The organism is Streptomyces viridosporus (assembly GCF_002078235.1).
GTDB classification, from domain to species: domain Bacteria; phylum Actinomycetota; class Actinomycetes; order Streptomycetales; family Streptomycetaceae; genus Streptomyces; species Streptomyces viridosporus.
The window spans coordinates 19,158-31,203 of record NZ_MSGP01000020.1; the positions used below are offsets into that span (position 1 = coordinate 19,158).

Consider the following 12,046-nt stretch of genomic DNA (forward strand, 5'->3'; position numbering starts at 1 on the left):
GGGCGACCCTGCCTCCCCGCTCCACGACGGCCATGAGCGGTGCCGTCCGGCCGATGCCACCGTGGCCGGGGGACGGCACCGCAAGGTCACGCTCCACTGGACCTCTCTCCCGGTGAACCCGCAGGTCAGATACTCTTCGCGGCCGGCGAGGGGGTGGGCGACCGGTAGGGGGAGCCGGGCCGGGTCGGAATCATGAGCGAGCGCGAGGTCGGCGCCCCTTGGGGACGAGGTCCGTGCACCGCTCGTCCGTGGCGCACCGCATACGGCAGGCGGCCCCTCCTCCGGACAGGAAGGGCCGCCTGATCATGGTCGTTTTCGCGTACGTCAGCGGCTACGCGGGATCCAGCACGGGCCGCGCGGGGAGCCCGCCGTTCTTCTCGCAGCCCAGTTCCTTGGCCATGGCCAGCGAGACGGAGTGGGCCACGGTCGCGTAGGCGTCCTTCAACGCCTCGACATCACCCTCGGGCTCCCTCGGCATGCCCCAGCGCTCCACGCCGATGGCGACGTGCGCCGCGTTCGTCGAGTTGGGGAACCTGTCGCTCCGGCACGCGAACCGGACCGACGCCCTGTTCGCCGCCGCCAGGGTGCGCTCCCCCATCTTCAGCACGGTGAAATCCGGGGCCGGAGTTCCCGTCGGGGGGCCGTCAACCAGCCCCCAGGTGACCCGGATCGCGAAATCCGGCGTACCGTCGGCCGTGTAGATGCGGCAGACGTCGTCGCGCCCCCCGGTGGCGATCGGAAACGCCTCGACGAGGTCCGTCGCGGCCCGCGCGACGGTGGATTTCTCCGCCGTCGTCCCGAATCGCGACGACCCCGTGATCACCTTCAGCGCCTTGGACGCTTGGGCGGACACGGCGTCGCCACCGCAGAGTTGCGTCCCCGCCACAGCCTTGTCGGCCGCCTCCTCGTCTCCGTCTCCACCACAACCGGTGGCCCCAAGACACAACAAGCCGGCCACGGCCGTGGCAAGGAGTCCAACGGGCACCGGTCTACGACTGATCACTGTCCGCATCCTTACGTGTCCTCGGCCGCCGACCTCAGCCGGTCTCCGGGCGGTTGCCCTGCTGGTTCTCCCGGTCGTTGCCGACCCCGTAGCCGATCAGCATCGATTCGCGTAGGTCCTGCGCGAACGTGCTGTTCCCGGGGTCCGGGACGTGCCGCCGCAAAAACTCCTCCATTGGTGCCTCGGCCAGGGTCTCACCGGCCGAGAAGATCTCCATTCTCTCCTCGTCGGTGAGCTCCTCCACCTTCTCCTTGTGCTCATCCACCGAGTTGTCGGAGATGTCGCCGACCACCTGACTGATGGCCTGTTCGGCAGCGCCACTGGCGGTGTCGGTCGCCAGCGGGACGAGCACCGCGGCCGCGCCCACGGCCGCGGTCGCGGGCAGGAAGGCGACGCCCGCCGCGACGCCCGCCGTGGCCCCGAACTGGATCCAGCCCGCCCGCTTGGCGACCGCCTTCTCGTAGTCCTCGTGGGTCTTGAGGTTCGTCGCCTCCACCTGGTCGGCCCGGGACTGGTCGAGCATGCCCTGCACCTCGGCGCCCACGCGCACGGCCGCCCTGGCCCTGGCCTCGACCGCCTCGGTGATCTTTCCGTCCGGGCCCACGGTCCCTTCCAGCACGCTGCGGGTGTAGACCTGCTCCGCGGTCGAGACCGTCGCGTAGGCGTCCGGGTGCTGGCCCAGGGTGCTGAGGAACCCCCGGACGACGCTCCGCCCGTTCCCGTCCACGGTGTCCGCGAAGTCGATGTGCCCGTCCGGGTTCTTGCCCGGCGCGAACACGCTGTTCGGATCGTTCTTGGCCAACGCCCAGTTGATGTCGTCGGTGTAGCCGGCGCCCATGACGCCCAGGCTGTCGGCCATCGCCTCGTGGTGCTCCTTGAGCAGACCCGGGTCCGCACCGTACTTCTCCATGACCTTCTGCATGACCGCGGCGTTGTCCGCGTCCCGCACCACGCCAGGGTCCGGGTGCCCGACCGGGTAGCCGAGGGTCGCCGCCTCCAGGGCGTGGCCGAGGGCGTCGGGCATCTGGTCGAGCGACGCCTTGAGCTCCTTCTCGTCGGTCGAGTCGACGTCGCCGAAGGACTCCCACTTCTCGTTGCCGAAGAAGTCGAGGTAGTTGTCGATCGCCTCGCCGTCCTTGTCCTCGCCGAGGTCGGCCGTGGTGCCGTGGTTGACCGTACCGTCCTCGTTGTACGCGGTCGGGGGGTCGGTGAAGAACTTCTTCGCCGCTTCCGGGCTGTTGCCGAGCGCTTCCAGCATGGCGGTGGCCGGGTCGTAGCCGGCCCCGTTCACGCCGGAGGGGTTGAACGGGTTCTTGACCGGACCGTTCACCATCTTGTTCCCGGCGAACATGTCCGGGTCCTTCTGGTGCAGCTGCGCCACGTGTTCGGCGATCGGGTTGAGGAACTTCGCGTCGTAGTTCCCGTACCGCATGATCCCGCCGAGCAGCTGGTATCCGAACGGCCCGCCGTAGTCGTGCTTGGCCAGCGGAATGCGCTCCGTACCCAACTTGCGGAGCTCCGGGCCCCACTTGTCGGTGAACTCCTTGTCGTGGGAGGCGGTGGCCAGGTTGAGGCCCAGGTTCTTCTGGAGCTCCTGGACGTCCTTGAGGCGCTCCGGGTCGACCTTGCCGTACTCGTACGTGTCCGTGGAGAGCCGGCCGAAGAACGCCAGCGACTTCTCGGGGCCGAGCTTCTCGTAGAAGCCCTTGGAGAACTCCACCGACGAACTGTTGTCCTTCAGCAGTTCGTTGAGCTGCTGAAGTTCGGCGTGTGTGATGTCCCGGCCCTTGGCCGCCAGGGCGGCGGCGCGGGCGGCCTCCTCCTGGTCCAGCTTCGTGTACGTCGGAGCGCTGAAGTCCTTGCGGTCGGTGACGTTGGCCTCGAGGGTGTTCTTGAGGGCGAGGTCGGTGTCGTTGCAGTTGTCGACGATGAGGTCGATCCTCTTCTGCCACGACTCGATGTTCCGCCTCTCCTCCCGCAGGAGCTCGCTGTAGTCGGGGTCGTGCCGCGCCGCGGGGATCTCGGACAACGGGTTCCGCGCTGTGACCTTGCCGTTGCCGTCCACGCGGATGCCGGCCGCGGGCCCCTCGTGGTCCCGGATGTCGACCAGGTCGTCCTTGGCCTTCTTGATGGCCGCGTAGCCCTCTTCCAGGATCAGCTTCACGCCCTTGGCCTCGGCCGCGGCGTCCGCGAACTCCTTGGCCGTCTTGCCGATGAACGCCTTGGTGACTCCTGCGTTGACGCCCTCCCAGGCCGCTCTGTCCGCCTTGGCCTTCATCCCGTCGGCGGCATCGGTGGCGAGCTTGTCCAGCTTTCCCGCCATCTCCGACCAGTCGTCGGCGGCGGCCTTCAGCTTCGCCACCGGGGCGTCGATGATGTCCTCGTACGTCAGCATGTCGCGCGCTCCCCGGGCCCTATTTCATGTATTCCGTGAGCACGGAGATCCGCATCAGATCTCCCTCGATCTTCGCCTCGTCCTTGGCGTGCTGGGCCTTGCTGTAATCGAGGTGGTTCGAGATCTGCGCGCAGGCGTCCAGCAGCGTCTTCAGGTGGGTCCGCCAGAAGTCGTGCACCTTCAGCACGGCCGAACCGCTCACGAAGTTGCCGTTGGTCAGCGCCGTCGCCGCGTCGAACGTGGAGGAACGGGCGATGTCACCCTCCTTCGCCAGCCGTCCCAGTAAGTCGTACGCGTCATTGCCGATGGCGCCGAGGTCGTCCCGATTGACCACCAGGTCTTTCTCGCCACCACCTCCGCCGCCGGCGGCCGGAATACTGTTGGTCTGCAGGGCAGTCCGCTTGGCCGCCGCCGCACGCAGTTCGGCCCACTCTTGCTCGAACGTCATGAATTCCCCCAAGTCCGCCCGGGCAGGCCGCTCCGCCGTGCTCGCGCGACCACCGACCCGATCACCTGTCACTTGCATCATCACCCGCCCACGGGGCGGCCGGTGGTTGATTCCCCGAAGCCCGGACGACAACGATCGAATCCCGGCAGGGTCATGCCCCGTGGATCCGGCCTCCCCGCCTGCCCGAAGGTGGCAGACGCGGCCCCGGAAGCGATCACTCGCGATTCGTCGGCCCCCACACACACATGATCCGCCGGATGGTGCCCAGCCCGGTGGGATCACAGGCGCAGTCACCCTCCTACGTCTCTCCGATCGACCAGCCCCGGAGTGGTCGGCGTGCACTCGCGCCTGCGCACCGATCAAGACTCAGTGCGTCCGCCAGTAGGTCGTCGGAGGCGTGGGCTTCGGAGACGGGTGTTCCAGCGGTAGGGGGTCCAGGCGCGTCGGATCACGAAATCACCGACGCGGGCCGGCCATACTGACGGCGAAGTCTGTCCACGGCGAGTTCTGGAGGGAGTACGACCGGGTCGGCAAGCACCTGCGCTGCGGAAAGGTGTCGGACCTCGGACTCGTCGCACACGGCCAGGACACCGGTCGCCGCTGCCGGTGAACCGGTCCGGGATCGGCGGAGGCTCTCTGCGCTGACTCCAGCTGCCGGTGGGGGGGGGGCCGGTGTGGAGCGCAGTGGTGGGTCTCGTGCTCGTGGGGTGGGATGTCGCCGATCGCTGTGCGGAGGTGCTGGTTGTCGAACCGGTCGACCCTCCCCCGGCCGAAGGCCGGGGGAGGGTCGACCGCGGTGGCGGGTTCGCCACGAGGACGGAGCCCGCAGCCGGTCGTTCGCCGGACAGAGGTCAGCCGCTGACCGTGATGTTCGAGCTTCCGCTGCTCTGGTAACCCTCGGTGGCCATGATCATGTAGTACCTGAACTGGCCCAGGTTCATGCCCGCGCGCGCCCAGGCGTCGAAGTGGTTGCCGGTGGTGATGGTGCCGGAGCCGCTGGTCACCTTCGACTGCCGGACGCTCCAGTACTGGTCGAAGGTCCGGGTTCCTTCGATGGAGGGGGCGTTGTACCGGGTCGTCTTGTAGATGTCGTACGTGCCGCCGTCGCTGGTGACGGTGCCCTTGTACTCGCCGGTGGGCCGGTAGGTGCCCCAGTTGTCGACGATGTAGTACTCGATGAGCGGGCCGGTCGTCCATCCGTAGAGCGTCAGGTACGCGTTGCCGGACGGGTTGAAGGAGCCCGAGTAGTTCACGGTCTTGCGCCCGCCGGTGCTCCAGCCCTTGCCGGCGACGAAGTTGCCGGTGTTCCTCCACTGGGTGCTGTAGGTGCCGCCGGACCCCAGGTCCATGGAGACCGTTCCCTGGGCGTCGGTCCAGAACGAGTACCACCAGCCGTTGTTGGTGCCGGTCTGGTTCGTCGTGATGACCGGGGCGGCGGTGGCGGTGCCGGGCAGCAGCATCACGGCCAGAGCGGCCAGCAGGACGGCCCAGGTGCTCCTGGGGCTCATCGGTGCCGAGCGGCCGTGTCTGCGGCCTCTCGGGCGAGCGAACGCGTTCATGGGAGGTGCGCCTCCTCGTGACGGTCGGTGCGGGTGGTGGGCCAACGCCGGACAGTGTTGGCCTGCTCGCGTCAACCGTCAACGGTTTCGGTAGAAGTTTCGAAAAGTTCGAATGCGAGGAGGTTGGGAGGCGATCAGCATCCCCCCAGTTCAAACCACCTACTTGACCGGTCAAGCTTGAAGGAGTTCCGACACTCGACGACTACCCGGCGAACTCCCTACAACATGGTTCGAAAGTTTCGAGTGCCCTTGTTCCGTGGAGACAGCGGAGCCCGGGCGCCTGTTCGGCGTCCGGGCTCCGCGGAGGGAAAGGGCCACTAGGGTCACTCGGTGATGTCGACCTTGCCGTTGGCCGGCTCGACCGGGGCGGAGGCCGCCGGCGTGCCGCGTCGGGCGAGGCCCTGGAGGAGCTGGGCGAGGTCGACGCCGGTGGCGGAGCTGAGCAGTTCCACGCCCTGGGCGACGTTGTTGGCCACCGTGCGCGGGAGCTGCCCCGCGCCGTCCGTGGAGATGACGGTCAGCTTGTCCACGGCGGCCAGCGGCTCGGCGGCCTTGCCGACGACCTGCGGCAGCACCTCGACCAGCATCTGGAGCACCGCCGCGTCGCCGTACCGCTCGAAGGCGTCGGCCTTCTTGTGCATGGCGTCGGCCTCCGCCGCGCCCTTGGCGGCGATCGCGGCGGCTTCCGCGTCGCCCTCGATGCGCACGGCGTCGGCGAGCGCCGCACGCTGCGCCTTCTCGCCCTCACCGGTCAGACGGGCCCGCTCGGCCGCCGCCTCGGCCTCCTTGACCAGGGCGATACGGCGGGCCTCGGCCTCCTGCTCGGCCTGGTAGCGGGCGGCGTCGGCGGGCTTGCGGACCTTGGTGTCCAGTTCGCGGTCGGTCAGCGCGGCCTGCCGGGCGGCGACCTTCTCCTGCTCCTGCAGGACCTCCTGCCGACGGGCGGCCTCGGCGAGCGGGCCGGCGGCGTCGGCGCGCGCGGCGGCCTCGTCCGTCTCGGCCTTGATCTCGGCCTGCTTCAGCGCGAAGGTGCGCTGGGCGATCGCGATCTCCTCCTCCGCCTTGAGGCGGGCCTGCTCGGAGGCGCGCCGGGCGACGGCCTCGGCTATGTCGGCCTCCTGCTTGGCGCGGGCCGCCTCGGGCCGGCCGAGGTCCTCCAGGTAGGAACCCTCGGTGGTGATGTCCTGGATCTGGAAGGCGTCCAGCACCAGGCCCTGCCCGGACAGGCTGGCCTCGGCCTCCTCCGCGACCTGCCCGGCGAAGGCGGCGCGGTCACGGATGATGTCCTCGACCGACATCCGGCCGACGATGGAGCGCAGCGCGCCGGACAGCACCTCCTGGGTGAAGCCGACGATGCCGTCCTGCTGCTGCAGGAAGCGCTGGGCGGCGGCGCGGATCGAGTCCTCGGTGCCGCCGACCTTGACGATGGCGACGCCCTCCAGGTTGGCCTTCACCCCGCGCAGCGTGACCGCGCCCCGGACGGCCACCGGAATGTGCCGGCTGGACAGGTCGAGGGTGAACTTCTGCTGGACGAACGGCACGACGAAGACACCGCCGCCGACCACGACCTTCTGGCCGCTGTTGTCGGTGAAGACCCGGCCGGTCTCGGGGTCGGTGGACTTCTTGCCGCGCCGTCCGGTGACGATGAACGCCTCGCTGGGTCCCGCCACCTTGTAGCGGGTGACCACCACGAGGGCCAGCAGGACCAGGAGTACGACGACTCCCACCACGGCGATCAGTACAGGACTCATGCTGGTGATATCTCCTCAGCCCTCCCGGGGGACGGCGGTTCGGATCGGATCGGGAACGGACGCGGGGAGGGGCGGAGTTCCGGGGAAGCGGGCCGCGACGGCGTACCGGTCGGCGCTCGTCCGGTCAGCGCTCGACCGGCCGGACCGCGACCGAGGTCGCGGACAGCGCCGATTCCACCCAGACCTCGGCGCCCCGTGCCACGGGCACCGGGCACTTCGCGGCCAGCTTCATCGGCTGCCCGGCGAGGTACACCAGCACCTCGCCGTACCCCTCGGCGGGAATGGCGGTCACCACGGAGCCGGAGCTGCCGACGAGGTCGTCGCCCCGTGGAGTGGCGTCGGTCTGATCCCGCATCAGGGCGCGGCTGAGCCGCCACGTCAGCCAGCCCGCGCCGACACCGGCCACCGCACCGGTCGCCGTGGCGCCCACGACCCCCAGTTCCGTCGTGCCGAGCACGATCGCGCCGCCGAAGCCGAGCATGGACACGAACCCGGCGATCACCGGCAGCGACAGCAGCCCGTCGAACACGCCGTCCAGCACGCCGTCGAAGACGCCCTCCAGGACCCCGTCGAAGACCAGCGAGAGCAGCAGCAGAACCAGCCCCGCGATCCCGAGACCCACGAACCACTCCATCGGGTCCCCGCTTTCGCTCGACGACCTCCCCGCCGGGACATGCTCTCATGTGAACGGAGCACGACACATTGCCAGAACTCGGCAATCTTTACGGGTTATTAATGCCGCCTTCCTCCGGACCCCCGGGTTCCGCCGCCGTTCGGGCCGCAGCGTCGACGACATGAGGGTCGAATGCGCCGTGGAACGGCCGCCGTCCCGGCCCGGAGCCCGTTCCGGGCCGGCGCGGCACGGAACTCGTTGCCCGACTCCGGCAGTTCGGTAGGGCGTCGCGGCCGGTCCGGCCCGGGGCGGTGCCGCGGTGTCCGTTCCCTCGGGACCGCGGTGCCACCCGAGCGCCCGCGTACGCCCGCGCCGGTCGGCACCGGATTCCGGCCGGGTTCGTTCTCCTCCGCCCGACGCCCTGTACCGGTTCCTCAGCGAGAAGGTCGGCGCCCTGGCCGACGTGCACACGGCGGAGACCGTCCTCACCCTCCGCCGCGTCAAGACCCTCACCCCCGAGCCCCGGTGACACCGGGGCCCGGCGCGCCGGGCGGCTCAGGTGGGTGTCGTCCAGCGCGGTGCCGTCTCGGCCCAGGCGGTGGCCCAGTCGGCCAGGTTGCGGCGGCGCAGGGCGAAGGTGGTCAGGGCGTGGGCGGCGGCGCCGGTGAGGGCGACGCCGATGGCGGCGAGGAGGGCCCAGCCCATGCTGCGGCTGCGGATCTGCTCGCGCGTCAGCGGCGGCTCGGTCGCCTCGCCGTCGGTGGTGACCCAGATGCGGACCTCGTTGCCGGCGGGCAGACCCGGCGGGACCTCCGCCTGTGTCGTCCGGGTCCGCCCCTCACGGGTGAGGAAGCGGACCTCGGCCGGGTAGCGGGTGTTCTTCTCCTCGTCCGACCCCGGCTCCGGGTGGCGCGGGGTGTCCCGGGTGAGGGTCGCGGTCGTCTCGTACCGGGTCAGGGCCTGGTGGCGGGCGGTGTCCTCGTAGTGGCGGTGGGCGGCGTCGCCCACGAGGACGGTGGCCACGGGCGCCACGACCAGCACGGCGAACAGCAGCCCGAGTCCCAGCCACGCCTGGAGCGCGTCGGTGCGGCGGCGCAGGGGGTTGCGCCGCCAGCGCCACAGCAGGGGGCGCGGAGGCGGGCCGGGGGGCGGCTGTGCCGGTGGTATCTCGCACGCCACGTCGTCACTCCTTTCGGAGTCTCGGGTCGCAGGCAGGTGGGGCGGAGCGGGGCCGGGGCGCCGGGTCAGGCGGTGCCGGTGGCGGAGGGGTGGTGGTGCTCCGCGGCGAGGAGACTGGCGGCACCCCGGACGGCGGCGGTGTGCGGGGACGGCACCGGCTGCACCGGGCAGCCGAGCCGGCCGGGGAGGTCCTGGGTGATGTCGGGGCGCAGGGCGCCTCCGCCGGCCAGGAGGATTCCGCGGCGCAGGGCGGTGCGGGTGAGGGAGGTGCGGTCCTGCCGCAGCATCGCCGTCACCATGTCGACCACGGCGTCGGTGAGCTGCTCCGGCGTCGTGTCGTCGCCCAGGTCGCCGGTGCCGAGCGCGGTGCGGCGTGCGTCGGTGACCGCGCCCTCGGCGAGCAGGACGACTTCGGTGAGGTGCGCGCCGATGTCCACGACCAGCAGCGGCCGGGCGTGGTCGGCGCCGGCGGCCAGGGCCACCGCCCGCGCGCCCGGGACGGTCAGGACGGCGCGCGGGCGGAGGATCTCGACGGCCGTCCGGGCCTCGGTCCGGAAGGCGAGCCCGTCCAGGACCGGCGCCGTGACCACGACCAGGGGGCGGCCGAAGCGGGGCAGGCGGGGCCCGAGCAGCCGGTCGAGCATCCGGGCGGTGCCCGGGGTGTCGACGATGGTGCCGCGCTGGATGGGGTGCAGGGCGCCGTTGCCCGGGAACGTCACCGTCGGCACGTCGAGCACCACCCCCCGCCCCGCGATCCACGCGCGGGTACGGGCGCTCCCCAGGTCGAGCGCGATTCCGGAGCACCGGCGGCACAGCGGCCAGGGGATGTGTCGCCTGGCCGCCGGGCGCGAACGCCGGATCACGGTCATCGGACAGCCTCCTGTGCGGGCGGACCCACGAACGTGGGGTCCGGTGGGAAAGCAGTGGTCGCGGCCGGATCCCCGAAGAGGTGGCCGCGACCGCAGGACCGCCCGTGTCCGGGGCGCGCGGCGCGCCCCGGCCGTGGCGTGGTCATCGTGCCGCCTCCCGCACCTGCTGGCAGCGGGCGCAGTAACGGGCCTGCGGAACTATCAGCAGACGGTCGCGCTGTACGGGGCGACGGCACAGGTGACAGATGCCGTAGGTGCCCGTGTCCATCCGGGTGAGCGCCGCCTCGACGTCGGCCAGCACCATGCGGGCGGAGGCGGCGAGTTTGACGCGCACCTCGATCTGGCCGGGGCCGCGCACCTCGTCCTCGCCGACGCCGTGCGGTTCGTCGGCGGGGAACGCGGAGTCGGCGGCGAACTGCCGCAACTGCTCCTGACGGAACAGCCGCTGCTCGTGCAGGTTGTCGCGCAGCGCGGCGAGGTCCTCGGAGGTGAGGACCTCGCCGCGCTCACCGATGGTCTGGTGGGTCACCACTTCACCCCTTGGGTTAAGCGGGAGGGGAACGGAACAAGGGCGCGATCAGGCCGCGCGGCTCTGGCAGGTCACGCAGTGCGGGGTGTGCGGAAGGATCTCCAGCCGCTCCGGCGGCACGGGCTTCGAGCAGCCGAGGCAGGTCCCGTAGGTGCCGTCCCCGAGGCGGGCGAACGCCTCCTCGATCTCCTTGAGGGCGCGCTGGATGGCTTCCCTCTGGTTGGACATGAGGTGGTCCTCGGCGCTCTGCCCCGTTTCGTCCAGGGCCTTGAGCTGAGCGAGGCGCGTACTGCGGGCGTGCTCGAGGCGCTGACGGATCTCGTCGGCGGCGGGGTGGTCGGGGCGCAGTTCGGTGCGGGGCAGGTCGAGCGACACGGCAAGGTCCTCCAGGCAAATGGGCGGGTGATGCTTCCACCCTCGCCGTTTCCACGCATCACGCCCATTGGGCGCGGTACCCATCTGTGCGGGGTCGAAGGACCCACCCGGCGCGGCATGGGTCCGGCGGACCGCGGGAAATGGGGCGCGGGGCCCATGGACCGGGGGGAGCGGGGGCGTGCACGCTGGCCGCGTCCGCCGGGACCATGGGGGGTCGCAGCCGCACTGGACGGCACGGTGACCGACAGTAGAGGGTGACGAGAAAGAGGAAGGCGTGACCTCCGTGTCCCTTTACTGGCGGATCTTCGGCCTCAACGCGGTGGTGCTGGGCATGGCCACCGCGCTGCTGCTGTGGGCTCCGGTGACCGTGTCGGTGCCGGTACTGCTGACCGAGGCGGTGATCCTCGTGGGCGGCCTGGGCGTGATGCTCGTGGCCAACGCGGCCCTGCTGCGCATCGGGCTCGCCCCGCTGGACCGGGTGACCCGGCTGATGACCACCGTCGACCTGCTGCGTCCCGGTCAGCGCCTTCCCGTGCGCGGCCACGGCGAGGTCACCGAACTCGTCAGGACGTTCAACGCCATGCTGGAGCGGCTGGAGCGGGAGCGCGCCGCGAGCAGCGCCCGCGCCCTGTTCGCCCAGGAGGCCGAGCGGCGCCGCATCGCCCAGGAGCTGCACGACGAGGTCGGGCAGAGCATGACCGCCATCCTGCTGGCCCTGAAGCAGGCCGCCGACGAGGCGTCCGACCCGTTGCGCGGGGAACTGCAGCAGGCTCAGGAGATCACCCGGGCGAGCCTGGACGAGGTCCGCCGCCTGGTGCGCCGGCTGCGGCCGGGCGTCCTGGACGACCTCGGTCTGGTCAGCGCGGTCACCTCGCTCGCCACCGAGTTCGCCACGCACACCGGGCTGCGTGTGACGCGTCGTTTCGACGCCAATCTGCCCCCGCTCGACCACGAGACCGAGCTGGTGATCTACCGTGTCGCCCAAGAGAGTCTGACCAACGCCGCCCGGCACGCCGAGGCGCGGAACGTCACGGTGAGTCTGCGGGGCGCCGACGACGGCGTCGTCCTCGAGGTGAGCGACGACGGCCGCGGCATCGGGGCCGCCCACGAGGGCGCCGGGATCCGCGGCATGCGCGAACGGGCCCTGCTCATCGGGGCCACACTGGACATCGCCCCCGTGAGACCGACCGGTACGAGGATCAGGCTGGCCGCGCCCGCCGTCAGGAAGCAGTCATGAGCCACGACGCCCACCCGACCACGATCAGGATCCTGCTCGCCGACGACCATGCCCTGGTGCGGCGCGGGGTCCGGCTCATCCTCGACCG

At 70.9% G+C, this 12,046-nt stretch carries 11 protein-coding genes and 1 pseudogene; 2 read left to right on the forward strand and 10 right to left on the reverse strand.

Annotated features, from left to right (window positions below; translation table 11 throughout):
* Positions 1–331: 331 nt before the first annotated feature.
* From B7L92_RS01635 to B7L92_RS01660, 6 genes and pseudogenes are all read right to left on the reverse strand, one after another.
* Positions 332–1,012, reverse strand: coding sequence for a hypothetical protein (locus B7L92_RS01635; protein ID WP_081235713.1), 681 nt, complete (start codon positions 1,010–1,012; stop codon positions 332–334).
* Between the two features lie 25 nt (positions 1,013–1,037).
* Positions 1,038–3,398 carry a hypothetical protein gene (locus tag B7L92_RS01640; protein WP_081235714.1) on the reverse strand — a complete coding sequence of 787 codons (2,361 nt, stop codon included), beginning with the start codon at positions 3,396–3,398 and terminating at the stop codon, positions 1,038–1,040.
* 19 nt (positions 3,399–3,417) lie between these two features.
* The gene (locus B7L92_RS01645; RefSeq protein ID WP_081235715.1) at positions 3,418–3,846 is read right to left on the reverse strand and encodes a hypothetical protein; all 429 of its coding nucleotides are present in this window, start codon (positions 3,844–3,846) and stop codon (positions 3,418–3,420) included.
* A gap of 857 nt (positions 3,847–4,703) precedes the next feature.
* Positions 4,704–5,405 (reverse strand): annotated as a pseudogene (gene xynA / locus B7L92_RS01650) (endo-1,4-beta-xylanase XynA); the annotation flags it as partial.
* A 323-nt stretch (positions 5,406–5,728) separates the two neighbouring features.
* A complete protein-coding gene (locus B7L92_RS01655) occupies positions 5,729–7,156 on the reverse strand; it encodes a flotillin family protein (protein ID WP_081235717.1) in 1,428 nt (475 codons plus the stop codon).
* Positions 7,157–7,280: 124 nt separating this feature from the next.
* Positions 7,281–7,790, reverse strand: coding sequence for an NfeD C-terminal domain-containing protein (locus tag B7L92_RS01660; RefSeq protein ID WP_081235718.1), 510 nt, complete (start codon positions 7,788–7,790; stop codon positions 7,281–7,283).
* Between the two features lie 298 nt (positions 7,791–8,088).
* On the opposite strand from B7L92_RS01660, the gene B7L92_RS01665 reads away from it, so the two are divergent.
* Positions 8,089–8,298, forward strand: a complete 210-nt coding sequence (locus tag B7L92_RS01665) for a hypothetical protein (RefSeq protein ID WP_081235719.1) — start codon at positions 8,089–8,091, stop codon at positions 8,296–8,298.
* A 26-nt stretch (positions 8,299–8,324) separates the two neighbouring features.
* On the opposite strand, the gene B7L92_RS01670 is transcribed toward B7L92_RS01665, so the two are convergent.
* The 4 genes from B7L92_RS01670 to B7L92_RS01685 all read right to left on the reverse strand — a co-directional run bounded on the left by B7L92_RS01670 (position 8,325) and on the right by B7L92_RS01685 (position 10,721).
* Positions 8,325–8,948 carry an Rv1733c family protein gene (locus B7L92_RS01670; RefSeq protein WP_081235720.1) on the reverse strand — a complete coding sequence of 208 codons (624 nt, stop codon included), beginning with the start codon at positions 8,946–8,948 and terminating at the stop codon, positions 8,325–8,327.
* A gap of 65 nt (positions 8,949–9,013) precedes the next feature.
* Positions 9,014–9,817 carry a rod shape-determining protein gene (locus B7L92_RS01675; protein ID WP_004980040.1) on the reverse strand — a complete coding sequence of 268 codons (804 nt, stop codon included), beginning with the start codon at positions 9,815–9,817 and terminating at the stop codon, positions 9,014–9,016.
* Positions 9,818–9,959: 142 nt separating this feature from the next.
* Positions 9,960–10,346, reverse strand: a complete 387-nt coding sequence (locus tag B7L92_RS01680) for a TraR/DksA family transcriptional regulator (protein WP_255310710.1) — start codon at positions 10,344–10,346, stop codon at positions 9,960–9,962.
* A 48-nt stretch (positions 10,347–10,394) separates the two neighbouring features.
* Positions 10,395–10,721: a TraR/DksA family transcriptional regulator gene (locus tag B7L92_RS01685; protein ID WP_081235722.1), complete on the reverse strand. Its 327-nt coding sequence runs from the start codon at positions 10,719–10,721 to the stop codon at positions 10,395–10,397.
* Between the two features lie 283 nt (positions 10,722–11,004).
* On the opposite strand from B7L92_RS01685, the gene B7L92_RS01690 reads away from it, so the two are divergent.
* A complete protein-coding gene (locus tag B7L92_RS01690; RefSeq protein WP_081235723.1) occupies positions 11,005–11,958 on the forward strand; it encodes a HAMP domain-containing sensor histidine kinase in 954 nt (317 codons plus the stop codon).
* Positions 11,959–12,046 lie beyond the last annotated feature (88 nt).

Bases quoted from the DNA above. Each gene is read 5' to 3' on its own strand.
- B7L92_RS01635 (WP_081235713.1), bottom strand. From the start codon at position 1,012: ATGCGGACAGTGATCAGTCGTAGACCGGTGCCCGTTGGACTCCTTGCC.
- B7L92_RS01640 (WP_081235714.1), bottom strand. From the start codon at position 3,398: ATGCTGACGTACGAGGACATCATCGACGCCCCGGTGGCGAAGCTGAAG.
- B7L92_RS01645 (WP_081235715.1), bottom strand. From the start codon at position 3,846: ATGACGTTCGAGCAAGAGTGGGCCGAACTGCGTGCGGCGGCGGCCAAG.
- B7L92_RS01655 (WP_081235717.1), bottom strand. From the start codon at position 7,156: ATGAGTCCTGTACTGATCGCCGTGGTGGGAGTCGTCGTACTCCTGGTC.
- B7L92_RS01660 (WP_081235718.1), bottom strand. From the start codon at position 7,790: ATGGAGTGGTTCGTGGGTCTCGGGATCGCGGGGCTGGTTCTGCTGCTG.
- B7L92_RS01675 (WP_004980040.1), bottom strand. From the start codon at position 9,817: ATGACCGTGATCCGGCGTTCGCGCCCGGCGGCCAGGCGACACATCCCC.